Here is a 23,398-nt window from a genome sequence, read left to right on the forward strand (position 1 = left end):
GACCGGAAAGGTCACTCTCGCACGGCGTTACGCGGCGGTGGCGCGGCGACTGGCGATGTAGTCGAGTGCCTTCTTGGTGTCGGCGCGCACCTGGGCATCCTGCTCGGCGCTCAGCGGACCACGCGGCGGGCGGGTGACGCCACCATAGCTGGCGCCGGCCAGGTCGATCGAGAGCTTGATCGCCTGCACGAACTCGACCTTGGTGTCCCAGCGGAAGACCGTGATGAGGTGCCGGTACAGCTCAAGCGCTTCGGCGATGTTGCCGGCCTTGACCTGGTCGTAGATCTCGACGGCTTCCTTGGGGAAGGCGTTCGGGTAGCCAGCGAACCAGCCGTCGGCGCCGACCACGAGTGACTCGAAGAGCAGGTCGTCCGAACCGCAGATGACGTCGATGTCGCAGAGTTCCTTGATCTCCAGCACCCGGCGCACATCGGTGGAGAACTCCTTGACCGCGACGACCTCCGGGATTTCGGCGAGCCGGGCGATCAGCTGAGGAGAGAGGTCGATCTTGGTGGAGAACGGGTTGTTGTAGACCATGATCGGCAGGCCAACCTCGGCCACCTTTGCATAGTGTTCGACGATTTCATCGTCGTTGGACTTGTAGATGGTCGGCGGCAGCAACAACAGGCCGTCTGCTCCGTCTTCCTTGGCGTATTCGGCCCAGCGCTTGGCAGCATGCCATCCGGTGCCGTGCACGCCGGCGATGACAACGCCGCGGCCGTCAACGGCTTTCACGGCGACCTGGATCACCTTGCGACGTTCGTCGTCGGTGAGCGCCTCATATTCGCCGAGGGATCCGTTCGGACCGACCCCGCGGCATCCATTGTTCATCAACCAGTCGCAGTGCTCGGCGAACTTGTCATAATCGACGGCCAGGCCGGCGGGCGCCGATGAGTCCTCTTTAAAGGCGAGGGTGGTGGCGACGATGACGCCGCCGAGGTCGAATTGCGTGCTCATTTCGGTCCTTTCAATGGAACGGGGTGTTGGGATGCTGGGTCGGGGTGAGCTGGGTCGGCGAGTTCGCCGAGTCTGATGGGCGCCGCGATCGGCCTGCGGTCGGTGCTGACGCCGTCGGTGAGTCCGGCATCGCCGACCCGGTCGGCGAGCAGCGCCTCGATCGTGCGTCCGCAGATGCGGCCCTGGCAGATGCCGAGGCCGGCGCGGGTGCTGAGCTTCAGCGCGCGAAGGGAGCGCGAGCCGGTCGCATCCGTTGCCCGGCACAGCGTGCCGTAACTGACCTCTTCACAGCGGCAGACGATGGTGTCGTCGGTGAGCATCGCCGGCCAGCCGTCACGGATGCCGTGGGCAGCTTCGATGCGCCGCGCGAATCCCCGGAACGTGCGGCGGCGCCGAACGGCCGAACGCACCTCGGTGTCGGCAGCGAGACCACCGGCAGCCGCGTGCCCGGCGATCTGCCCCTCGGCGAGGGCGAGGTCGACTCCGCCGATGCCGGTGATCTCGCCCGCCGCGAACACGCCGTGCACGTTGGTGTGCTGGCTGTCGTCAACCTGCACGAAGCGTTCCGCGGTGAGTTCGCAGCCGGCCGCGATGGCCAGCTCGAGTCGCGGCGTGAAGCCGTGGCTGACGCAGACGGCGTCGACCTCGATACGCTGCTTGGTGCCGGGGATCGGCGCCCAGTCCGGTGTGACCGCGGCGATGGTCACAGCCTCAACCCGGTCGGTTCCGTGCGCAGCGACAACGGCGCGGCCGAGCCGGTACGGGATGCGATGACGGAGGTGGCCGGCCAGGTAGCCGGCGAGTTCTGTGCCCTTGCCTGCGGCGCCGGCCAGTTCCCACGGCTTCGGCAGCCAGCCGCGCACCAGTGCAGGAACCCGATTGGCCTCGTACACGCCCACCACGTCTGAGCCGGTGTTCGCCAAGGAGGCGGCGACCGGCAGCAGGAACGGCCCTGCCCCGGAGACGACGACCCGCTGGCCGACGGCGAGGCGCTCTCCTTTGGCGAGAGCCTGCGCTGCGCCGCCGGTGAAGACTCCGGGGAGGTCCCAGCCGGGGAAGGGAAGCGTGCGGTCGTGTGCGCCGGTGGCGAGCACGATGGCGTCTGGCGTGAGCACCAGGCGCCGGCGCCCTGTGCCGTCTGGCTCGCCGACGACAACGTGAACCGCGAGGTGCGCGGCGCCGGCACTCGTGCTGTCGGGCTCGATGGCCCACACCTGGGCGCCGCGGATGACGCGGCATCCGTCGTCGGACAGGACCGTCTCACTGAGTTCGCGGAATTTCACCCAGCCGTGGTGCAGCATCCGTTCGTTCGCCGACGGGCGCTCTGGCGGAAGGTGGCGCCAGAACTGGCCGCCGAGCTGGTCTGAGGAGTCGAGCATGGTGACGGATGCGCCGCGAGCGCGGGCAGCGCGGGCGGCGGCGAGCCCGGCGGGGCCGGCTCCGATCACGAGCACGTCAGTTCGTGAGGTGTTCATGCCGCATCACCTGCCGGCGCGGCAGGGAGTTCGTCGTGCTGGGTGACGACCGCGTCGCCGTCACGCGCGCGACGCTGGCAGGCGCGCACATCGCGCTGGCCGTTGACCTCGACCAGGCAGTCATAGCAGACGCCGATTCCGCAGAACACTCCGCGTGGAGCGCCGTGCACGGAGGTACGCCGGAAGCGGAGGGTTCCGCTGGCGAGGATAACCCCGGCCAGGCTCTGGCCCATGGCACCGGTCGCCGGAACTCCGTCGACGGTGATCGTGACGGGCGCGGGCGCTGTCGGCTTGATCGGGTCATTCTGAAACGGGAGGATTCGTGACGTCATCAGGCCACCGCGTCTCTGGGCGCGGCATTGCTGGCTACCGCATCTCCGGCCGCCGCCGAGAGGTGAGAGGCGAGGGATGCGCGCCCCACTGAGAACGGTGCAGCGTCGATGGCGGGATCCGCCCCCAGCATGAGGTCGCGAATGAGTTCCGCGGTAGCGAGGCTGAGGCCGATGCCTGCGCCTTCGTGACCGGTCGCGTGCCAGAGCCCAGGCATCCGTGGGTCTTCACCGATCACGGGCAGGTGGTCCGGCATGAACGGGCGGAATCCGCCGTAGCTACGCATGACGGCGGCATCGGCGAGGAACGGGAACAGGCGGATCGCCTTCGCGGCGATTCCGCTGAGCGCGTCCACGCGCATCCGCGAGTCGAAGCCGACCTGCTGCCGGGACGATCCGATCAGCACGGTGCCGGATGCCGTCGATTCGACGACGCTCGAGGTCTGCAGGGCGCTGTCATCCGAGCCCACGGCTCCGACGTAGTCCGCGTCGTAAACCTTGTGGAAGATGCGGTGTCGCATGCGTGTGGTGACCAGGAGCTCGCCGCGCCGGGGGCGTACTGGCAGGGGCGCACCGAGCATGCGTGCCACCTCGCCAGACCACGGGCCGGCAGCAATAAGGATGCGCTCAGCTCTGATGTGACCGGCCGGCGAGCCGATTCCGATGAGTACTCCGGAGGAGTCATGCACCGGGCCGAGAACAGGTGTGTTCTCGAGCACTCGTGCCCCGAATCGCCTGGCGGAGGCGATCAGGGCTTCCGTGGCGATGGCGGGCTGCACCTGGGCGTCTTCTGGGTAGTGCACGGCGGCCTCGGCGAGTGGACCCAGGTCGGGTTCGAGTCGGCGAGCCTCGTCTGGCTCGATCACGCGGGCGTCGACACCGGCGCCGCGCTGGCTGGCCGCGAAATCGAGAAGCGCCTGCGCGCCGGAGCCAGTCGTGGCGACGACCAGACCGCCTTTCGGGTCGTACTCGACGGAGGGGAAGGCGTCGCCGAGTTGCTCGGTGAGGTCTGAGACAGTCTGTTTCCAGAGTGAGGTCGCGTATTGCGCGAGAACCAGTTCGTGTCCAGGGCCTTTGTCCGAGACGAGAAGGTTTCCCTCGCAGGCGGAGGAGGTGCCGCCTGCGACCGTGCCGCGATCGACGACGGTGACGTCGAAGCCGGCCATCGCGAGGGCGCGAGCACAGGCGGCACCGATGATGCCGGCACCGACGATCAGCACACTGCTCGCCATGCTCGCTCCTCCGCCCCCTCGCCCGATCAATAATATGTTACATACCATAGCGGATTCACGGTGGTTTGCGCTATGCGCCCATCTTCCTCGTGTGCACGGTTGTTGCGGCACCAACTCCTGGCGCTCAAAAATGCACTGGGCACCCGCAATTGCGGTTGCCCAGAACATTTTCGGGTGCCAGCGGCGCAGCGCTACTGGCTACCAGGTGACGGATGCCGCGTCCGCGTCCGCGCGCACGCACACGTTCCCGGTGCGTGGCAGGCCCTCGAGCGCGGCGGAGCCCAGCAGCACGATCGGCAGTCGGGTGCCGTACACCTCGGCCGCGGCGAGCGCGCCGAGCACCACGATCGCGTCCCGCGACGACAACACGATCGCCGCAGGTGCCACCCCCGCGCGCACCTGCTCCGCAATGACACTCGACGACGAACTCGACCCCCGCGATGCGCTCATCACCAGCACCCGGCCAGCCAGGGAGATACCGTGCTGCGGGTGGTGCACGTCGGTGATCACGGCGGTGGCGATGTCGGTGCCACCCCAGAACGACAGCGGCTCGTCGAGCCAGAGCACCTCACCGCATCCGTCTCCTTCGCAGAGCATCTGCGCTCTCACACCTGCCTCAGCACCAGCCACCGCTTCATCGCCAGTCACCGCCTCAGTGCCAGACGGCTTCATCGCGGATCACCCGCCCCGCCCGCGCCGACGCGATGCACTCGTCGATCGAGCCGAGCACCACATCGATACCCATGTTCGCCGGCGCGTACCAGGCCCACTTGCCAGAGGTTGTCATCGCCGTGCGCACCGTCTCCGAGAGGATCGGCACCAGGTACGTGCAGGTGTCGACGACGAGCTTCGCACCCGCTTGTTCGCAGAGTTGCGCGAAGCCGGCCTCTCGCGCCAGGGCCAGCACGTCACGCGACGTCGAGATCCACACCGTGCACGACGGATGGAACGGCTCACCATCACGAAGCACGTCGGCCAGCTTGGCGAACTCACTGAGCGAGAAGTGGGGCGTGCCGATCGACACCGCATCGAGACGGTCGCCGACCGTCGCCGTGGTGAGGTCGTCGCGTGCCGCACGCAGCGTGTCGGCGGTGAGCGAGATCCGCGGCAGATCGGGCGCGGGCCAGTCGGCGCCAGCCGCCACCGCCTCCGGCGTCACCCCGGCCACATGGAACAACGCCACTCCCCCGCTGGACGCCGCCGTCGCACCGAGTGCTTTGAGCCGATCCTCGTCTGCCACCTCTGAATCGATGCCGGTGAGGATGCACACCCGCTCGCCGACCGTTTTCCCCACGGCGAACCCGAGCGCGGCCCACGCGGCATCCGAGTCGAGCACGCGGGTCGGGATGCCGGAGCAGTCGAGCTCGAGCGTCGGCACGCGGTTCGCCGTCACGTGCAGGCCGGCATACGGCACCCGTCCGGTTATCGCAGCGCAGACATCCGCAAAATCGCCGTACCGCGCGGTGCGAGCGCCCAGTGCCGAGTTGGCGAACACGATCGCGTTCGATTCGGCCCAGGCAACGTCGGTGCCGAAGGCCGGGCGGTCGGCCAATTGGTACGGCGCGCAGGTCCATGTTGCCCGTGCCCCCATGGCCACGTAAGCGTCCATCAACCGCTTCGCCGCCGCCGTCTCGTCCGGATCCAGGCGAACAAGCCCCGGATGCATGAGGTCAAGCGAGCTGACATTCAACGTCGTCGGAACACTCACCGAAGCGCCCAACTCCGCCAGCTTCTCGGCAAAATCCAGCCCGGCCTGCCCGTGGTAGAGGCATCCGTCGATGTGGGCAGACTCCACGTCGATCAGCCGCGGCGCCTGCGAAACTTTGGCCAGCGCCACGATCAGGCGCATGGCCATGGCGACGGCCGGCCCGCGCTCACCGGCGAGCTTCGCTTCATCTTCACCGGAGAGCTCGAGGTGAACGGGCTCGATCAACCCAACTGCCGCCGGCGGGTCCGTCATCACGCGCCGAGGTAGGCGTCGATGATGCGCGGGTCTGCGAGCAGATCGTCCGCCTTCCCCTCCATCGTCGTCACGCCGTCCTCGATGACGTAGGCGCGATCGGTGACCTTCAGTGCGGCACGCGCGTTCTGCTCGACCAGCAGCACCGTGGTGCCCTGGTCGCGAATCTCGCTGATGACCTGCATCACCTGGGCGACGATCAACGGGGCGAGCCCCATCGACGGCTCGTCGAGCATCAGCATCTTCGGCCCCGCGATGAGACCCCGTCCGATGGCCAGCATCTGCTGTTCACCACCGGAAAGCGTTCCGCCCTGCTGAGCACGACGCTCGGCGAGCAGTGGCAGCAGTTCGTACACGTGCTCAATGCGCTTGGCGACCACGGAGCGGTCTTTGACCAGATAGCCGCCGAGTTGCAGGTTCTCCAGCACGGTCAGCGTGCTGAAGATACGGCGCCCCTCCGGCACATGGATCAGGCCGGCCCCGACAACGTTCCACGGCTGCGCCTTGGAGATGTCGGCGCCATTGAAGGCGATCTTTCCGGAGTGCGCCTTTACCAGGGCGGATGCCGTCGACAGGGTGGTCGTCTTGCCGGCACCGTTGTTGCCGAGCAGCGCCACGATCTCGCCCTCGTCGACCCGCAGGCTGATGCCGCGCAGTGCCTGCACCTTGCCGTAGAACACCTCGACGTTGTCGAATTCGAGCATCGCCATCAGGATTCCACCTCCTCGTCCTTGCCGAGGTACGCCTCGATCACCGCGGGGTTCGCCTTCACTTCTGCTGGTGTGCCCTCGGCGATCTCGTGCCCGAAGTTCATCACCACGATCCGTTCAGACAACTCCATCACCAAACCCATGTCGTGCTCGATCAGCACGATGGCGGTGCCCAGGTCACGGATGCGCCGGCACAAGGAGAGCAGACCCTGCTTTTCCGTGTAGTTCAGTCCGGCGGCCGGCTCATCGAGCAGGAGGACACCCGATTTTCGGGCCAGGGCTCTCGCGATCTCGACCTGCTTCTGCTGGCCGTATGCGAGGTTGCGAATCGGCACACCGCGCGGCCCGGTGTAGCCGACGAAGTCAAGCCAGCGGTGCGCCTCGTCGGTGTAATGCGCCTCGCTCCGTTTGAACCGGGGAGTGTGAAAGATCGCATCCGCCCAGTTCTGGCCGCCGTAGAGATGCATCCCGGCCCGAACATTGTCGAGCACCGTCAGGTCGGGGAACAACCGGAGATTCTGGAAGGTGCGCGAGATTCCGGCGGCGGCGATATCGGCCGGACGCTTGCCGGTGATGTCCTTGCCGTTCAGTGAGATGGCGCCGCCTGTCGGTTTGTAGAAACCGGTGATGCAGTTGAACGCGCTGGTCTTGCCAGCACCGTTCGGCCCGATCACCGCGATGATCTCGTTCTCGCGCGCCTCAAAACTCAGCCCGTCGACGGCTTTCACGCCGCCGAAGGCGATCTGGAGGTCCTTCACCTCGAGCACGGCGCTCATCAGCTAGCCCCCTTCAGTGCCGGGTCGAGTTTCTCCATCTTCCGCCGCTCCGGTTCGTAGCCGCGCGCCGGCCAGAAGCCCTGCGGGCGGAACACCATCACCACAACGAGCAGCAGACCGAACGCCAGGTAGCGATAGTCAGACAGGTCGCGGAGCAGTTCGGGCAGCAGGCTGATCACCAGCGCACCGATGACCACACCGCGCATGTTGCCCATGCCTCCCAGCACGACCGCCATCAGCACCAGCGCCGACTGCAGGAAGATGAAGCTCTGCGGCGACACGGCAGACAGGTGCGCGGCGAACAGGATTCCGCCGAAGCCGCCCCAGATCGCGCCGAAGATGTAGGCCAGCAGTTTCACCTTGTAGGTGTGGATGCCCATGGCCTCCGCCGCGTCTTCGTCTTCACGCACGAACCGCCATGCCCGGCCAAGCCGCGACTTGCCCAGGCGTGCAGCAGCAAGCACGAATGCCGCGACGACCAGCACGGTGATGTAGTAGAACACCGCCGGCTCCTGGGAATCGAAGTCGCCGACCTCGAACAAGCCTGGAATACCGAAGATGCCGGATGGCCCGCCGGTGATGGTGAGGTTGTTCGCGGTGATGCGGGTGATCTCCCCGAATCCGAGGGTGACGATCGCGAGGTAGTCGCTGCGTAGCCGGAGGGTCGGAGCGCCGATGATGAGACCGGCCAGCACCGTCATGACGAGCACCGCTGGAATCGTGAAGACCAGGGGCAACTCGAACGCCTTCGCGATGATCCCCGACGTATATGCCCCGACGGCCATGAACGCGATGTATCCGAGGTCGAGCAGCCCGCAATAGCCGACGACGATGTTCAGGCCCGAGGCGAGCAACACGAAGATCGCCGCGGTGGTCATCACGTTCAGGGCATACGGCGTGGCGATGACGAAGGGTGCCAGGAGGGCGATCCCGAGTGCGACCCAGCCCAGTTGCCTGCTCTCGAAGACCCGGGAGAGGAACGACTGCGGTGCGCCCACCTTCTTCGGGGCGAGTGTGGTGTCGACGTTTTCGGTCATCAGACACGCTCCGTCACACGCTCGCCGAGAATGCCCGTCGGCCGCAGGGTCAGGAAGAGAATCAACACGGCGAAGGCGAAGACATCCCGCCACTGGCCGCCGAACCATTCAGACCCGAATGCCTCGACGAACCCGAGCACCAGCCCTCCGAGCATGGCGCCCTTGATGTTGCCGATACCGCCGATGACGGCGGCGGTGAAGGCCTTCAGTCCGATGATGAATCCCATCAGGAAGTCGATCTTGCCGTAGTACGCGCCGGCCATCACACCCGCGGCGCCGGCGAGGGCCGAACCGATGAAGAAGGTGCGGCTGATCACCTGATTCACGTTGATGCCCATCAGGAGGGATGCGTTGCGGTCGAGCGAGATCGACCTCATCGCCCGGCCTGTCGAGGTCTTCTGCACGTAGAAGTTCAGCAGGATCATGAGCACCCCCGCAATGAGAATGAGGATGATCTGCGGCAGCGAGATCCGTGCGCCGATGATGTTGAACACGTTGCCCTCGAGGCGGATCGGGAACGCACGGGGGTTCGGCCCTGCGATGGCGGCGATGCCGTACTCGAGCGAGAACGAGACACCGACGGCCGTGATCAGCACCGCGAGCCTGGGTGCGCCGCGAAGCGGCCGGTAAGCGAACCGTTCGATGAGCACGCCGGCGCCACCGGTGAGCACCATGCTGAGCAGCATCACCACCAGCAGCGCTCCGATGGAGAGAGTGGCGGGGATGCCACCGAGCGACGTCAGCGCGGCGAAACCGATGAAGGCGCCGAGCATGTAGATGTCGCCGTGGGCGAAGTTCAGCAGCTTGATGATGCCGTAGACCATGCTGTATCCCAGCGCGATCAGGGCATAGAACGAGCCGACGAACAGCCCGTCCCAGATGACTTGGACCATAAGAATCCGTTTCGGGTCAGCGAAGCATACGGTGGCGGTGACGGATGCCGTGGGCCGTTTCGGCGACGTGCGCCGCGGCATCCGTCATCTCGCGCAGTTCTTTCAGGAACTGTGCGATTCAGAACCTACGACAGATCGTCTTCAAGAACGAACGCGCCGTCCTTGACGACCAGGATCACAAATCCACCGCTGGAGAGGGTGTGCTCCGGGGTGAACTTCAGCGGACCGGAGAACATCTCGAAACCGTCGATGGCCTCGAGCGCCTTGATGATCGCGTCGCCGTCTGTGCTGCCGGCGTCTTCGATCGCCTGGGCCGCGAGGCGCACGGCGTCGTAGGACTGGGTCGAGTACGGGCCGGGGTCTGAGCCGAATGCCTCTTTGTAGTTGGCGATCCAGTCCTCAGCGCCCTCGAGAGTGTCTGGGGTCTGGGTCATCGTGGCGTACACGCCCTCTGCGCCTGCTCCCGCGATTTCGGAGAGCGACGCGTCGACGCTGCCGTCGGCGACCATGATCTTTCCGGTGTAGCCGGCGTTCATCAGCTGGTTGATGATGAGGCCGCCTTCCTGGTAGTAACCAGTCCAGTAGACGAGCTCAGGGTTGGCGCCCATGATGTCACGCACGACAGCGGAGTAGTCGCTCTCGCCGGGGGTCACAGAGGTGCTGAGGGCGACGGTGACTGACCCGTCTTCCTCGATTTGCTTTGCCGTCTCGGTGTTGATGTCCTTCGAGTAGCTGGTGTTGTCGTCAACGAGGGCGACGGTCTTGAAGCCCTGGTCCTTCATGAAGGTCAGCGCGGCGGTGGACTGCTGCTTGCCCGTGCCGTTGATCATGAAGACGTTCTTTGCGCCCTGGTTCACGATGTCCTGTGAGTTGGCCGCCGGGATGATCATCGGGATATTGGCCTTCTCGAAGATCGGGATCTCTGGCAGGGTCGCACCAGAGCAGTAGCCACCGACAGAGACGACCGCGCCGTTGGAGACGGCCTTGTTCGCACCGGCAACGGACTGCTGTGCGTCGCACGCCTCGTCTTCGACGTCGAGTTCGAGCATGCGACCGTCGAGAATGCCGCCGTCATCGTTGATCTCGTCAACGGCCAGCTGGGCGCCGTTCTCCATGTAGGCGCCGGTCGGGGCGCTGCTTCCGGAGATCGGAACGACCAGAGCGAGTTTGATCGGGCCGGACTCTTCGCCGCCTCCATCGCCACCGTCGCCGCCCCCGCCGAGTAGCCCACCGCTGCATCCGGCGGTGGCCAGGAGTACCGCCGTAGCGACTCCTAACAGCATCGTGCTGCGCTTGGTGATCTTCATTGTCTGCCTCTCCTTTGATGGTGACAACCGGGTAGTACTACAGTGCATCCTGCTGCGAGCGGTGTCTACTCGCGGCCCATGATGCCCGCTCAGTACAATATGACATGCCACAGCCAGGCGGTCAATCGTCGTGACCGAGTCGTTACTGAGTCGCGCACTGTCCCCGGATTCGGTTAAACGGCGGTCGACAGGCTGGGTCTCACACCCGTCCGGGGCTTCAGCGTGCGGGCGTGCGGGATTAACCGAATCCGGGGACGCGTTTCGGTGTCAGGCGGCTCGGCGGATGCGGCCGGCAGCCAGTTTGTACGTCGGCGAAACGGCGCGCGGGTCGGCCGCGATCCGCCGCTCGGCGTCGGCGAAGACTGCGTCCAGGATGGCCGTGCGCTGCGGGGCCGTCCGCCTCGGCAGTGCGGTTCCGAAGCTGGGCTCGAGGAAACCCCGGAGGAACCCCGCCTGTTGCCGTGCATACGCCCCCGCGTCGCCGGAGGTGTCGTACGCGGCCAGGAAAGGGTCGGCGAGCGTGGTCGGTTCGAGCGTGACGAGCTGCAGAGTTTCCCCTCCTGGCCCGGTGAACGCGGGAGCGAATGGCGCACGCACTTCGTCAAGGGATCTGAACCAGGTCGGGTAGACCATGGCGGCGTATTCCTCCGCTGTGATGGTTCCGGCCGAGCGCGCTGCTCGCAGCGCCTGTTCGAGAGTGTCGAAGAGCGCCTCTGAGCCCATGGTTCCAGCCACGCCGCCCCGCGCATCACCCATGAGCACATCGACGAAGACGACGGATGCCGTTGGCGCGAGTTCGACGGATCGGCGGGCCAGGAAGTCGGTCCAGTCCGTCACAGAGCGGGAACGGTATCGTTCGATCGCGACGTGATCGGTCGATGACTGTACGAAGAAGTTATCGGCGACAGGCCCAGGCGAGGCGCTCAGCCAGTGCAAGGACGACGAGGACCACGCGGCCGTCAGGGTGGCCGGTGCGAAGAGTTCCTTATAGAACGAACGCCCGATCACCGACGGGTGCACGTCGTTCTTGTGGCCGACCATGTAACTCGCAGGATCGTGCTCAATCACTTCGAACAGACTGGTCCAGTCGTTGCCGGGCAGATCGGTGTGCACGATGTCGATGTCGGCGGTCGTGCGTCGGCGAACGGCCCCGATGGCGGCCTTCATGGGCGCGAGCGAGTTGTGCCCTTGAGCGCAGCCGAGGTCGGCGATCTTCGGTGATTCCATCGCTCCACGATCTGATTCTGCAATCGCTGTGCGCAGCAGATCGAGCCCGATGACAGCGGCGCCCTGCTGTGTCGCCGAGTGCCGGTCGTAATATCCGTCCCCGGCCATCACGCCGCTGACCTCTTCGTCGCTCGTCACGCTCTCATCATGCTCGCGTGCCGTCCACCGCACCACCCCGCGCCGGTTGACAGACGCCACAACGACTGCAGCGGTGGAGGAGTGAGCCACCGGGGGCCGTGTCAGCGGGTGCCGCGGAGCGGGGTCTCGCGAAGGGTGAGCGCCGCAGCGAGACCGAGCGCGGCGACGACGGCGACGATGACGAAGATCTGGCTGACCGACGCCGCGATCCCGGGCTCCAGGGCGCCGGTCGCCAGACCGGAGGTGTGCGCGGCATAGATCGACCCGAAGATCGCAACGGCAATGGAGCCGCCTGCTGTGCGGACCATGGTGACCGCTCCAGACGCCGCGCCGATGTCCCGATGCTCGACGCTGTTCTGCGCGATGGTCGTCGTCATCTGCTGCGTCAGCCCGGACGCGATGCCCATCAGGACCATGAAGCACGCGGTGAGCGCTACCGGCGTCGTCGTGGTCATGGTGGCGAGCAGCACCGAGCCCAGCACCGCGCTCGCCGTGCCGATGATCGGGAGGATCTTGTAGCGGCCGGTCACCGACATGATCCGGCCGGCGACCTGCGATGCGATGACCACCGGGATCATCATCGGGAGCAGCAGCAGGCCAGACACGCTCGCCGAGACCCCCTGCACGTTCTGCTGGAACAGCGGGAGGTACAGCACACAGGCGAAGAGGATGACTCCACTGACGAGGGCGAGGACCGCCGCCATCGTGAAGTTGCGCGTGGCGAAGATACGGAGGGGCAGCAGGGGTTCTGGAGCGCGGCGCTCCTGCCAGACGAACGCGGCAAGGCTGACGACGGCAACGACGACGAGCGCGATGGCCTGTGGTGAAAACCAGGGGAACGCACTGCCCGCCCACGTGCTGATCAACACGACGGCGCTCAGGCTCACGACGAGCAGCATCGCCCCGATCCAGTCGATCCGCGCGCGCCGCCGCTCGTGCTTGACGTGCAGCGAGAGCGCCACCCACACCAAGGTCAGGATCCCCAGCGGAAGATTGATCAGGAACGCCCAACGCCAGCTCAGGGCATCGGTGAGGAAGCCGCCGAGCAAAGGACCGCCGATGGTGCCCGCCGCGACGACTATCGCGACCATGCCCTGGTACTTACCGCGCTCACGCGGGGGAACCAGGTCGCCGATGACGGCGAAGGCACTGACGGCGAGCCCTCCTGCACCGATCCCCTGCACGACTCGCGCGCCGATGAGCATTCCCATCGTTGGCGCGATCGCTGCCAGAACAGAGCCGACGACGAAGAGCCCCACGGCAGTGAGGATCATTCGCTTGCGACCGTAGAGGTCGCCGAGCTTTCCCCAAATGGGCGTGGTCGCGGCTGCGGTCAGGGTGTACGCGGTGACGACCCACGACAACACGGGCGCGCCTCCCAGCTCGTTCAGCACGGAGGGCAGGGCCGTGCCGACGATGAAGTTGTCCAGCATCGCGAGCAGGAGGCCGAACAGCACTCCCAACATGGGGAGGCGCACGTTCGGGGTTGTTCGCGGTGGTGTCTCTGTGGTCATTTTTTGCCTCCCGGCCTGGTGTACGAGTTCTTGAACGAACATGTTCCTAGGAAGAGAATCAGATGGAGTCCACGATCAAACGATCTCGTTCGTGGCAAACACGATCGTTAGCATGAATCATGACTAATCAACCTGTACCCAGAAGTCGTCGCGATCGTCCGGCCAAGCCGCCACTGTCTCGCCAGTGGATCGTCGACACCACCATCGAGATCATGCGCAAGGAGGGCCTCGGCAAAGCCACCATGCGGCGGGTCGCGCACGAGCTGGACACCGGTCCGGCATCGCTGTACGTCTACGTCCGTAACACGGCCGAGCTGCACGGGGCGGTCCTCGACGCGCTCCTCGGCGAGCTTCCTCAGCGAACAGAGGGCGCTTGGGACGAGCGAATCGAAGCGCTGCTCACCGACTACCGGGGGCTCTTGTTCGCCAACCCGGGGCTCGCCCGTTCCGTGCTCGTCATTCGACCCGCCGGCGAGAACTTCATCGCCATGGTGGACCGCTTACTCGGACTACTCATCGAGGGTGGCGTCAATGCCGGGCAGGCGAGCTGGGGAGTGAATCTGCTGCTCCTGTCCACCACCGCAACTGCTGCGGAGCACGCTGCGTCCGAACCGGGCGACGTCGATGGCTCGGCCGAAATCGAGCACAGCGCACAGGGCCAGGCGGTCCGCGGCGCCGGCGGCGTCAGCACACCGCACATCAATGAGCACGCAGACAGCTTGCTCGGCGGTACGCCTGACCAGCGCTGGCAATGGGCGGTCAGAGCGCAGATCGCCGGCATCGCTGCAACACCTCAACCACTACCTCAACCAGAACCAGAACCAGAACCAGAACCAGAACCAGAACCACCAACTAATAAGGAGTAATCATGAAGCACTACCCGATTGCAATCATCGGCGGCGGACTCGGCGGATTGACCGCCGCCCGCGTACTGCACGTCAACGGCATCGAAGCGAAGATCTTCGAGAATGAGCCCAATCGCCAGGCCCGCACGCAGGGCGGCATGCTCGACATCCATGCCGACAGTGGCCAGCTGGCCATCCGTGCAGCCGAACTGTACGACGAGTTCCTGGCCGGCGTGACCCCGGGGGCCGAAGCGTTGCGCATCGCCGACCGCACAGGCACGGTCTTGCTCGAGGCGCCGGACGACGGCGAAATGGAGCGGCCAGAGATCGACCGCGGCCTGCTCAGGAACCTCCTGCTCGACTCGCTTCCAGACGGCACAGTGAACTGGGGCAGCAGGGCCACTGCGGTCCATCCGGTGGCAGGCCATCCGGGTCGCCACGAGGTCGAGCTGGCCGACGGCACCCGGTTCACGACCGACCTGCTCATCGGCGCAGACGGAGCGTGGTCGCACGTGCGCCCGCTGGTCTCTGCAGCATTGCCGGCATACTCAGGCATCTCGTTCATCGAGGCCGACCTGCGCGACGCCCTGTCCAAGCACCCCGCAGAAGCCGCCATCGTCGGCGACGGGTTGCTGTTCGCGCTCGACGGGGACATCGGCGTTATCGCGCACCACGAGGGTGACGGCAGCCTGCACACCTACCTCGGGTACCGCATCGACGAGGACTGGGTCAACCGCGTCGACCTCGCCGACACCACTGCGCTCAAAGCGCTCCTGCTCGACCTGATGGGCGGCTGGGACGACGCCATCCGTGGCCTGATCGGCAACGCCGACGGCCAGCTGACCGTACGGCCGATCAACGCCCTCCCTGTTGGACACTCTTGGGATCGGGTACCGGGTGTCACGCTGCTCGGCGACGCCGCGCATGTGATGTCTCCGTTCGGGGGCGAGGGTGCGAACCTGGCGATTTACGACGCTTCCCAGCTCGCGCTCGCCATCGTCGCGCACCCTGGAGACGTCGAAGCCGCACTCGGAGCCTATGAGGCCGAGATGTTCCCCCGTGCGACCGAGTCCGCAGCCGGGTCGGCCGCGAACCTCGAGCTCATCTTCGCTCCCGACGCACCGCAGGGCCTGCTCGGCATGTTCGCCCAGGCCCCCGAGGCGGCCTAGAGCCTCCGCCCTGGCCGGAGCGATCTACCGGCCGAGTGTTCCACGCACGCGAAGAGCGCCGACGGTCCACCGTCTGCGCTCTTCGCGTCGGTGTCGCGATTGCTCAAAGGCTCGCCAAGCTCGGCCGAGGACTCGGGCGCTATCCAACGCCTTGACTCAACCGTGACCGCTGTCTGAAAAGCGATTCGTGTGGCGCTTCGCGGATCGCAAAGCGTCCTCGGTCAGGAGACGATTCGCCCGCCGTGAATGACGATGCGATCGCGGCTTTCGTCCCAGAGTGTCGAAGGATCCGCGAAAGGGTCACCATCCACGATCAGGAGGTCACCGAAAGCACCCACCGCGATTCGTCCGATGTCGCTCCTGCCGATCAGGGCGGCGTTGACGCTGGTCGCGGACCGCAGAACATTCTCGACGCCATCGGCCTCGATCTGAAGCCTGAGACCCTGAAGCTGATGCTCTTCCAACTCACCCATCAGATCGCTTCCGAAGCCGACCTGCACTCCGGCAGATCTGGCGATTCCGAGTGAATGAGCCCCCGCCGCCAAGACACTTCGATTCTTCTCCTGCGAGACCGGGTCAAGGCCCAGTGCTGAACCATGCTCCTCCATCGCGTGATAAGCGGCGAGCGTTGGCACCAGGAACGCGCGCCGTTCGGCCATGAGCTTTGCCGATTCCGCGTCCAGCAGGTTGCCGTGCTCGATGGACCTGATCCCGTTCTCAACGGAGTGCACGATCGCCTCTGGTGAATACGCGTGTGCCGCGACATAGCTGCCTCTCCGCGTTGCCTCTTCCACCGCAACTCGAATTTCTCCTGACGAGTACTGCGGAACTCGGATCGGATCCGTAAGGCTGATGACTCCACCGGAGGTCATCAACTTGATGGCGTGTGCTCCCTGACGAAAGCGTTCGCGCACCGCCTTTCGCACCTCGTACTCTCCGTCGGCTATGACCGTGGTCCAACCGTCGGTAATCGGCCCTCCTTGGTCATCAGCCGATCGAGGGTCACCGTGCCCGCCCGTCTGGCTGAGCGCGGCACCGGTGTAGAAATACCGAGGCGCTTCGATCACTCCCTGGTCGATGGCGCGTGCGAGACCTGAGTCGCCGCCGGCGACGTCACGCAGAGTGGTGAATCCCCGCTCGAGGGCAGACCGCAGTCGCCTGGCCGCAGTGAGCGCCGCAAAGCTCAGCGACACGTCGGAGCCGTGCAGGTTGGTCGCGTATGCGTGGAAGTGGGCATCGATCAGCCCAGGCACGACGGTCCTGCCGGCCGCATCGAAGTCGAACTGGCCGGCTGACACGTCGGCCCCGACCTCGGCAATCCGCCCGTCAACGATCCTGATTCCGCCCGCGTTGACACCGGTCACGCCATCCCAGATCACGGCATTGGTGATGGTGATGTCCTGTTGGTTCATCGTGGCTCCCATCGGTGGGGTGGTTCTACTTCGCCGCGCCGCTGAAAATGCCGCTGACGTAGTAGCGCTGAAGAAGGAAAAAGATCAGCAGACACGGGATCATCGACACCACGATTCCGGTATCAAGCAATCCCCAGTCGACGGTACCGAACTTTCCGACTTGGCGGACGGCGAGCATGATCGGAAGGGTGAACTTCTCCTGGTCTGTCAGGAGCACAAGCGCCGCCAGAAATTCGTTCCACGAGTTCAGGAACGCGAATATCGCGGAGGTGACGATGCCGGGTATGACGAGCGGGATGAATATTCGACGGAAGACACCGACCCTGGTGCAGCCATCCATCAGCGCAGCTTCTTCGATCTCGTTCGGTATGCCGGAGAAGGCATTTCGCATGATGAAGATACAGAAGGGGAGCTGGTACACGGTGTAGACGAGCATCACCCCGAACAGGTTGTTGCTGAGTCCCATTCCCCTCAAAACCACGAGGAGAGGCGTCAGCAGCACGGTAAACGGCACCATCAGTCCGGCGAGGACGACGAAGAAGAGCACGCCGCTCCCTCGAAACCTGAACCGCCCGAATCCATATCCGGCCAGCGCCGACACAACAACAGTGAGCGCCACGGTGCCAAGCGACACTATGGCGCTGTTCATCGTGCTCTGGATCAGCCCGGCACTCGGATCGAAGAGTCGTTGCCAATTGTCAAGTGTCAGCTCTCGCGGCAACAGAGTCGGCGGCTTCATGCCGAGTTCAGTGCGGGACTTGAAGGTGGACAGCAGCATCGTCACCAGGGGGATCAGGAACAACGAGGAGAGGACGATTCCCGTTACCCACCACCACACCGAGACGAATGGCTTCCGGCGGAGACGGCGTGAACTCAGCGGCTCAGTCTTCATCACTCCGGCCTTTCAAGAATTTGAGTTGGATCGCCGTCACGACCAAGAGCAGCACGAGCATCACGACAGAGAGCGCGGCACCATAACCAAGCTCGAACTTGGTGAATGACACGTTGTAGATCCAATAGACAGCCGTGATCGTTTCGTTGTTCGGCCTGCCGGTGGTGATCAGGAAGAATTGCTCGAACGCCAGAAGTGACCCGCTGATCGAGAACACCAGCACCATGATCACGGTGGGTTTCATGAGTGGAAGGATGACGCTGAAGAGCCGACGGAACCACCCTGCACCGTCGATCGCCGCCGCCTCGAGTAGTTCCTCTGGAACGCCCTGGAGCCCGGACAACAGCAGGATCATCTGGAAGCCGATGACCTTCCACGTCACCATGGTGATCACGACAACCAGGCCAGGCCATTTCTCCACAAGCCACGACGTTTGGTCGAGGTCGATACCGAATGCGCTGGTCGCTGCGCTTATCGGGCCGACCGAGTCATTAACGAACCAGAGCCACAGGAAGCTGGCAGCCGCGAATCCAACGACATATGGCGTGAAGAAGATCGTTCTGAATAGCCCACTCGCCTTCCCAGGTCGCTTCACGAAGAGCGCAAGGGCGAGCCCACCGACGAAGAGAATCGGCGTGATGATCACGGTGTAGACGAGGGTGAAGACGATGGAGTTCACGAATGTGGTGTCCGTCGTGAATGCCCGCACGTAGTTTTCCAGCCCGATGAAGGTGGGCTTGCCGAGGAACGACCAGTTGTTGAGGCTCATCCACAGCATCAGCACCAACGGCACGACAAACAGCACGGTGATCAGGAGAATGGCCGGGCTGATCGAAGCAACACCGATCCACGAGTCGCTCCTTCGACGCCTCGATCGTCTGATCGGGACTGCGTCTACTGACATTTCTGCTCCACATTGAATTGATGATGCGAGGAATCAGCGACGGATGGCGAGCCGACGAGTTGCCGCCTCGCCATCCGTGTTGTCGAGGGTTGGCTATCCCGCGTTCGCGACTATTCCGTCGGCCGTCTTCTGAGCCGCGTCGATAGCGGCTGGGACATCGTCCCCGAAAACTCCGTTCTGCATCAATCCGACCAGCGGACCGTTGGCATCGTTGAAGAGCGCGAGTTCCTGGATGCTGTACGGGACCTTCCCGTTCATCGCAGCTTCGGAAAGGGCGGCGAACTGTGGCCCCTTGGACGAGTAGACCGATTCGAGTAGGTCTGTGCGCACTGGGGTGATTCCCTGCTCGGCGAGAGCCGTCTGCGCTTCATCACCGGTGGCCCAGGTCAGAAACTCCCACGCCTCATCGACATGACCGGAACCCTCTGGAATGCCGAGTACGTCCCCACCTGCAAAGGAGGCGATGTCCCCGGCGGTCTTGCCGGGAATGGGTGCAACTCCAAAGTCGAAGTCAGGGGGTGTTGTTCCCAACTGTGTCAGGTAGAAGGAACCAGAGAAGACGATTCCCAACTGCCCAGACTCGAAAGATCCACCATAGTTCGATCCGTCGTCGACCTGGCTTTGCGTGGTCAGGCCGCCGTTCAGATACATGCCGTTCAGGAGCTCGACTGCTTCCGCGACGATCGGATCGTCGAAGGTGGCCGGAGGGTTGGACTCATTCTCGCCCGAGGCGAGAATGTCTCCGCCGGCAGCCCATACGAGTGGTGCGAAGGTGAAGACCGTGCACCCGCCGCAACCGGCCGAGAAATGGTACCCGGTGTAATCGGGGCCGAGCTTTCCGATGGCGTTTGCCGCGTCGGCGAACTCCTGCCAAGTTTCTGGCGCCTTCTCCGGGTCGAGGCCTGCCTGAGCAAAGAGATTCTTGTTGTAGAACATCACCGAGTTGTCCGAAGTGAACGGGACGGTGTACGTCTTGCCGTCGACGACTCCCTGCGACTGTTGTGCTTCGTTGAGGTCATCGCTGTACGGGAGTTCTCCGACTCGGTCGGTGATGTCGACGAAGGCACCTTTTGAGGCAAAGTACGGGGCAAGCACGTCATCGAGGGCCGCGACATCCGGGGCGTCGCCGGAGCCGATCGCATTCCCGAGCTTCGACTGGTAGTCGTGGTTCGGGATGATCACCGGCTTCACCTGGATGTCCTCGTGGGTCTTGTTGTACTCCTCTGCCAGTGCGGTCAGATAAAGCTCTCCGTCCGACCGACTCCACACCGTCAACTCAACCGGCCCTGAGGCCGATTCTTCCGTCGCGCAGGCGCTCAGCCCGAGTACCGAGACGGCTGCGATGCCGAGTGCGACACTGCTGGACAGCCGTGTTCTGTTGATGCGTAGCATTGTTGATCTGCCTCCTTTATTGATGTGTTTCATGACGCTGGGCATAGGGAATCCATACCCGCATTCCGCTGACTGTTTCCGTGTTCCCCCACGTCGCGTAGGGGCGAAGCACCACTTCGGCAACCTGCCGGTCCTCATTCTGTGCGTCGCCAATCGATGCGTAGAGCGGAATCTGGTCCGGGGCGCGCTGATCAACGCCCGCTTGCACTATGAGCTTCGGCCCGACAACCGGGCTGTCAGAATGCTCCGCGGACTCGTGCACAGATGCGGGCAGGAGCGCCTCAACTGAGTCGATATCGACCGCATTGTCCGACTGGTCCAGGCAGTACACCGTCGGGCCGCGCAGGATCGCCACGGATCCGCGGATGCCGTCCGCCCGCGGGTGGCCGCGGACGAACTTCGGTTCCAGGCCCAGTTGGAGCTCGACCACCGTTCCCTCAGCCAGCGCTCCTGGCAATCGGATCCAGCCCTCCTCGGGTTCCACTGTCAGGACAGTGTTGTTGACGGAAACCTCGAAGTCTGCGCACCAGGCGGGAACGCGAAGGGACAGGATCGCGTCTAACCCTGCACCGCGCGTTACGTCGATGCGAATCGCGCCGCGTTCCGGGTAGTCGGTGGCGACGGTGAGCTCGGTCGTCACACCGCTCGACAGTGTGCTGCAGATGGCGGCGTGCGTGAAGAGCCCGATCTGCAGCTCATCGCGATCGGTCACGGTGGTTACCGCGTAGTTCTCGATGGATGCGAATGTGCGCATGATGTTCGGCGGGCAGCACGCGCAGTAAAACCATGGCTGTCTGGCGCCGGACGCTTCTTCCTGAGTTGCGCCGTGGTCTGGCCGTCGCTGCAGCGGATTCGTGTAGAAGAACTCGGTCCCGTTCAGACTGATTCCGGCTGCGAGCAGGTTGTACATCGTCGTCTCAAAGGTGTCGAGGTAACGAGCGTGTCCGGATATCAGATACATGCGCCACGCCCACGTCATCAGGGCGATCCCCGCGCAGGTTTCCGCATACGCCCGTTCGCTTGGCAGTTCGTAACCGTCACCGAAGGCCTCATCGCGATGCCGCGCGCCGGTGCCGCCGGTAATGTACAGGCGGCGCGTGGTCAGGTCGTCCCACTGACGTTGCAGCGCTTCGAGCAGGCTCCTGTCTCCGGTCTCCAGATAGAGGTCCGCGACACCGGTATTGAGGTAGAGGGCGCGAACGGCGTGGCCGCGCAGGGTCGCTGTGCTTCTGACTGGCGCATCGTCCTGGTAGTACTGGGAACCATAGATGCCTGCGCCGATGAATCCGCTGCCCCTGCGGTCGATGAAGGCACTCGCCAGATCGAGGTGGCGTCGGTCGGCGGTCAGTCGATACAGCTCGACGAGAGCGGTCTCGATCTCCGGATGTCCGCAGTAGGCATCGGATTCTGCGGCTCCGAAGAGGTTGATGACAAGATCGACGTACTTGAGGGCAACAGCCAGCAAGCGCGCATCGCCGATCGTCCGGTTGGCCGCGATCGCTGCCTGGATGAGGTGGCCGAGACAGTAGAGCTCGTGACCGTGAATGAAGTCGCTCCACGGTTCGCGTTCGCCGCGCTGGAACGCCGTGTTGAGATATCCGTCGTCGCGTTGCGCGCGTTCGAGCAGTTCCACCGATTCCATGAAGAAGCGGCGGAGTTCGACATCGTCCTCGTGTCCCAACTCCCAGGCGATGGCCTCGAGCATCTTGTACAGGTCGGAGTCGGCAAACAGCGGACCGCGGAATTGCGCGTCTGTCTCTCCGATCAGCCGCTGGAAGTTGGCAAGGACCCCCGATTCGCGAAGCATCGCGATACCGTGCGGAATGGTGGTCTCGCGATTTCGCCTCGACCAGTCACCGAGGAGTCCTGCTCCGAGCTTCACGGCGTTACGGCCAGCCGGTATAACTCGAGCAAGCCGCGGCGGCGCGATTGGTCCGTCGAGGCTCGTGAAGTCATTGCTCGTTGTGATGGTCGTCAACTGCCGGCTCTCCCCGTGATGTGCATATGTGATCGGCGATTCATGGTATGTACCGCGTGACATATCACAGAGTGAGCTGGTGCCGCGGTGCATCTCGAAATACTGTAGCGCACTCCGAAACCGCTTTCAATACTTTGAGATAAGTTTTCGAGGTGGGGCGGTATAGAGTCGTCATGGCGCAGATAGCGGACTGAAAGCGGAGTGCAAATGGCCAGGAAAGCGGTGACTCTCAGCGATGTCGCCTCGGCGGCCGGAGTCTCGCTGGCGACAGCCTCGAAGGCACTGAATGGTCGAGCCGAGGTGAAAGAGGAGACGCGGCTCCGGGTGGCTGCCACCGCTCGAGAGCTATCCTTCAGCCACAATTCGATAGCGCGCAGCCTCTCGCGTGGACGGTCCGGCACTGTCGGCCTGTTGACGAGCGACCTCGAGGGCCGCTTCAGTCTTCCGGTACTGATGGGCGCAGAAGACGCTTTAGGGGCGGGAGAAGTATCTGTGGTGTTGTGCGATGCCCGGGGAGATGCCATCCGTGAGCAGCGACACATCAACACGCTGTTGAGTCGTCAGATCGACGGGCTCCTGGTCGTCGGCAGTCGCACAGACGCGCGCCCCTCACTCGGTCGCCAATTGGGAATTCCCGTCATCTACGTCTACACGCCGTCCGATGACCCTGCAGACATCTCTCTGACGCCGGATAACGTCGAAGCCGGTCGAATCGCTGCACGTCATCTCATCACCACCGGGAGAAAGCGGATCGCCCACGTCAGGGGCGAGATCGACAATCAGGCGTCGGCGGACCGGGCGCAGGGAATCACTGAGGCGATGAACGAGGCAGGGCTGCAGATCATCAACGAACCCGGCTACGGCGAATGGACGGAGCGCTGGGGTCGCTCAGCGACCTCGCTCCTTCTGGGCTCGACGACTGAGATTGACGCCGTACTCTGCGACTCAGACCAGATTGCGCGCGGGGCACTCGATGCCTTACGCGCACGCGGTCGCTCAGTGCCGGACGACGTGGCGCTGATGGGGTTCGACAACTGGACACTCATCACCGCCGAGACCCAACCAGGCATCACCAGCGTCGATATGAACCTCGAATACATGGGTCGCCTCGCAGCGCGCACCCTGTTCGCATCCTTCGAAGGCGAAGTCGCCGATGCCGGAATCAAGCACCTCCTCTGCCGGCTGGTCGTGCGCGGTTCAACGATGGCGGACAGCTGAAGCAACCCTCCCTCTGGCTCCAGGCTCTGAGGT

21 protein-coding genes are annotated in these 23,398 nt (G+C 64.4%); 3 read left to right on the top strand and 18 right to left on the bottom strand.

What is annotated here, in order from left to right; all coding sequences use genetic code 11:
- Positions 1-27: 27 nt before the first annotated feature.
- The 13 genes from K323_RS0106865 to K323_RS24710 form a co-directional block, all read right to left on the bottom strand.
- On the bottom strand, positions 28-957 hold the full coding sequence (locus tag K323_RS0106865) for a dihydrodipicolinate synthase family protein (RefSeq protein WP_022884551.1): 930 nt from the start codon (positions 955-957) through the stop codon (positions 28-30).
- Positions 954-2,432, bottom strand: coding sequence for an NAD(P)/FAD-dependent oxidoreductase (locus K323_RS0106870; RefSeq protein ID WP_022884552.1), 1,479 nt, complete (start codon positions 2,430-2,432; stop codon positions 954-956). Before K323_RS0106870 ends, K323_RS0106865 begins: the two co-directional genes overlap by 4 nt.
- Entirely contained in the window at positions 2,429-2,764 is a 336-nt protein-coding gene (locus tag K323_RS0106875; RefSeq protein ID WP_022884553.1) for a (2Fe-2S)-binding protein, read from the bottom strand. The genes K323_RS0106870 and K323_RS0106875 overlap by 4 nt, the downstream gene beginning before the upstream one ends.
- On the bottom strand, positions 2,764-3,993 hold the full coding sequence (locus K323_RS24700; RefSeq protein WP_022884554.1) for an NAD(P)/FAD-dependent oxidoreductase: 1,230 nt from the start codon (positions 3,991-3,993) through the stop codon (positions 2,764-2,766). The genes K323_RS0106875 and K323_RS24700 overlap by 1 nt, the downstream gene beginning before the upstream one ends.
- 198 nt (positions 3,994-4,191) lie before the next feature.
- The gene (locus K323_RS0106885; protein WP_245570936.1) at positions 4,192-4,641 is read right to left on the bottom strand and encodes an aconitase X swivel domain-containing protein; all 450 of its coding nucleotides are present in this window, start codon (positions 4,639-4,641) and stop codon (positions 4,192-4,194) included.
- A gap of 4 nt (positions 4,642-4,645) precedes the next feature.
- Complete coding sequence (locus tag K323_RS0106890; RefSeq protein ID WP_026851346.1) at positions 4,646-5,926, bottom strand: aconitase X; 1,281 nt, start codon at positions 5,924-5,926, stop codon at positions 4,646-4,648.
- A gap of 26 nt (positions 5,927-5,952) precedes the next feature.
- Positions 5,953-6,663, bottom strand: a complete 711-nt coding sequence (locus K323_RS0106895) for an ABC transporter ATP-binding protein (RefSeq protein WP_022884557.1) — start codon at positions 6,661-6,663, stop codon at positions 5,953-5,955.
- Positions 6,663-7,439 carry an ABC transporter ATP-binding protein gene (locus tag K323_RS0106900; protein ID WP_033372547.1) on the bottom strand — a complete coding sequence of 259 codons (777 nt, stop codon included), beginning with the start codon at positions 7,437-7,439 and terminating at the stop codon, positions 6,663-6,665. The genes K323_RS0106895 and K323_RS0106900 overlap by 1 nt, the downstream gene beginning before the upstream one ends.
- Positions 7,439-8,476, bottom strand: coding sequence for a branched-chain amino acid ABC transporter permease (locus tag K323_RS24705; RefSeq protein WP_084697073.1), 1,038 nt, complete (start codon positions 8,474-8,476; stop codon positions 7,439-7,441). Before K323_RS24705 ends, K323_RS0106900 begins: the two co-directional genes overlap by 1 nt.
- Positions 8,476-9,369 carry a branched-chain amino acid ABC transporter permease gene (locus K323_RS0106910; protein WP_022884558.1) on the bottom strand — a complete coding sequence of 298 codons (894 nt, stop codon included), beginning with the start codon at positions 9,367-9,369 and terminating at the stop codon, positions 8,476-8,478. Before K323_RS0106910 ends, K323_RS24705 begins: the two co-directional genes overlap by 1 nt.
- 125 nt (positions 9,370-9,494) lie before the next feature.
- Positions 9,495-10,676 (bottom strand): branched-chain amino acid ABC transporter substrate-binding protein, encoded by a 1,182-nt coding sequence (locus K323_RS0106915; RefSeq protein WP_022884559.1) that lies wholly within the window; start codon positions 10,674-10,676, stop codon positions 9,495-9,497.
- Positions 10,677-10,943: 267 nt separating this feature from the next.
- The gene (locus K323_RS0106920; protein WP_157509369.1) at positions 10,944-12,041 is read right to left on the bottom strand and encodes a class I SAM-dependent methyltransferase; all 1,098 of its coding nucleotides are present in this window, start codon (positions 12,039-12,041) and stop codon (positions 10,944-10,946) included.
- A gap of 101 nt (positions 12,042-12,142) precedes the next feature.
- The gene (locus K323_RS24710; protein ID WP_022884561.1) at positions 12,143-13,555 is read right to left on the bottom strand and encodes an MDR family MFS transporter; all 1,413 of its coding nucleotides are present in this window, start codon (positions 13,553-13,555) and stop codon (positions 12,143-12,145) included.
- Positions 13,556-13,674: 119 nt separating this feature from the next.
- Here K323_RS24710 and K323_RS24715 point away from each other — a divergent pair, with 119 nt between their 5' ends.
- Together K323_RS24715 and K323_RS0106935 are read left to right on the top strand one after the other, a co-directional pair.
- Positions 13,675-14,421: a TetR/AcrR family transcriptional regulator gene (locus K323_RS24715; protein ID WP_022884562.1), complete on the top strand. Its 747-nt coding sequence runs from the start codon at positions 13,675-13,677 to the stop codon at positions 14,419-14,421.
- A gap of 2 nt (positions 14,422-14,423) precedes the next feature.
- Positions 14,424-15,569 (top strand): FAD-dependent oxidoreductase, encoded by a 1,146-nt coding sequence (locus tag K323_RS0106935; protein WP_022884563.1) that lies wholly within the window; start codon positions 14,424-14,426, stop codon positions 15,567-15,569.
- Positions 15,570-15,790: 221 nt separating this feature from the next.
- Here K323_RS0106935 and K323_RS0106940 read toward each other — a convergent pair whose 3' ends face one another.
- From K323_RS0106940 to K323_RS0106960, 5 genes are all read right to left on the bottom strand, one after another.
- A complete protein-coding gene (locus tag K323_RS0106940; protein ID WP_033372604.1) occupies positions 15,791-16,981 on the bottom strand; it encodes a metal-dependent hydrolase family protein in 1,191 nt (396 codons plus the stop codon).
- Positions 16,982-17,006: 25 nt separating this feature from the next.
- Entirely contained in the window at positions 17,007-17,873 is an 867-nt protein-coding gene (locus K323_RS0106945; RefSeq protein ID WP_022884565.1) for a carbohydrate ABC transporter permease, read from the bottom strand.
- A complete protein-coding gene (locus tag K323_RS0106950; protein ID WP_022884566.1) occupies positions 17,863-18,777 on the bottom strand; it encodes a carbohydrate ABC transporter permease in 915 nt (304 codons plus the stop codon). Before K323_RS0106950 ends, K323_RS0106945 begins: the two co-directional genes overlap by 11 nt.
- 93 nt (positions 18,778-18,870) lie before the next feature.
- Positions 18,871-20,169, bottom strand: coding sequence for an ABC transporter substrate-binding protein (locus K323_RS0106955; protein WP_022884567.1), 1,299 nt, complete (start codon positions 20,167-20,169; stop codon positions 18,871-18,873).
- A gap of 16 nt (positions 20,170-20,185) precedes the next feature.
- Positions 20,186-22,051, bottom strand: coding sequence for a glycoside hydrolase family 127 protein (locus tag K323_RS0106960; RefSeq protein WP_033372607.1), 1,866 nt, complete (start codon positions 22,049-22,051; stop codon positions 20,186-20,188).
- Between the two features lie 303 nt (positions 22,052-22,354).
- Here K323_RS0106960 and K323_RS0106965 point away from each other — a divergent pair, with 303 nt between their 5' ends.
- Positions 22,355-23,365: a LacI family DNA-binding transcriptional regulator gene (locus tag K323_RS0106965; RefSeq protein ID WP_022884569.1), complete on the top strand. Its 1,011-nt coding sequence runs from the start codon at positions 22,355-22,357 to the stop codon at positions 23,363-23,365.
- The last annotated feature ends 33 nt before the right edge of the window (positions 23,366-23,398 follow it).

It is taken from the genome of Glaciibacter superstes DSM 21135 (assembly GCF_000421145.1).
Lineage (GTDB): Bacteria > Actinomycetota > Actinomycetes > Actinomycetales > Microbacteriaceae > Cryobacterium > Cryobacterium superstes.

Bases quoted from the DNA above. Each gene is read 5' to 3' on its own strand.
- K323_RS0106865 (WP_022884551.1), bottom strand. From the start codon at position 957: ATGAGCACGCAATTCGACCTCGGCGGCGTCATCGTCGCCACCACCCTC.
- K323_RS0106870 (WP_022884552.1), bottom strand. From the start codon at position 2,432: ATGAACACCTCACGAACTGACGTGCTCGTGATCGGAGCCGGCCCCGCC.
- K323_RS0106875 (WP_022884553.1), bottom strand. From the start codon at position 2,764: ATGACGTCACGAATCCTCCCGTTTCAGAATGACCCGATCAAGCCGACA.
- K323_RS24700 (WP_022884554.1), bottom strand. From the start codon at position 3,993: ATGGCGAGCAGTGTGCTGATCGTCGGTGCCGGCATCATCGGTGCCGCC.
- K323_RS0106895 (WP_022884557.1), bottom strand. From the start codon at position 6,663: ATGGCGATGCTCGAATTCGACAACGTCGAGGTGTTCTACGGCAAGGTG.
- K323_RS0106900 (WP_033372547.1), bottom strand. From the start codon at position 7,439: ATGAGCGCCGTGCTCGAGGTGAAGGACCTCCAGATCGCCTTCGGCGGC.
- K323_RS24705 (WP_084697073.1), bottom strand. From the start codon at position 8,476: ATGACCGAAAACGTCGACACCACACTCGCCCCGAAGAAGGTGGGCGCA.
- K323_RS0106910 (WP_022884558.1), bottom strand. From the start codon at position 9,369: ATGGTCCAAGTCATCTGGGACGGGCTGTTCGTCGGCTCGTTCTATGCC.
- K323_RS0106915 (WP_022884559.1), bottom strand. From the start codon at position 10,676: ATGAAGATCACCAAGCGCAGCACGATGCTGTTAGGAGTCGCTACGGCG.
- K323_RS24710 (WP_022884561.1), bottom strand. From the start codon at position 13,555: ATGACCACAGAGACACCACCGCGAACAACCCCGAACGTGCGCCTCCCC.
- K323_RS24715 (WP_022884562.1), top strand. From the start codon at position 13,675: ATGACTAATCAACCTGTACCCAGAAGTCGTCGCGATCGTCCGGCCAAG.
- K323_RS0106935 (WP_022884563.1), top strand. From the start codon at position 14,424: ATGAAGCACTACCCGATTGCAATCATCGGCGGCGGACTCGGCGGATTG.
- K323_RS0106940 (WP_033372604.1), bottom strand. From the start codon at position 16,981: ATGAACCAACAGGACATCACCATCACCAATGCCGTGATCTGGGATGGC.
- K323_RS0106945 (WP_022884565.1), bottom strand. From the start codon at position 17,873: ATGAAGACTGAGCCGCTGAGTTCACGCCGTCTCCGCCGGAAGCCATTC.
- K323_RS0106950 (WP_022884566.1), bottom strand. From the start codon at position 18,777: ATGTCAGTAGACGCAGTCCCGATCAGACGATCGAGGCGTCGAAGGAGC.
- K323_RS0106955 (WP_022884567.1), bottom strand. From the start codon at position 20,169: ATGCTACGCATCAACAGAACACGGCTGTCCAGCAGTGTCGCACTCGGC.
- K323_RS0106965 (WP_022884569.1), top strand. From the start codon at position 22,355: ATGGCCAGGAAAGCGGTGACTCTCAGCGATGTCGCCTCGGCGGCCGGA.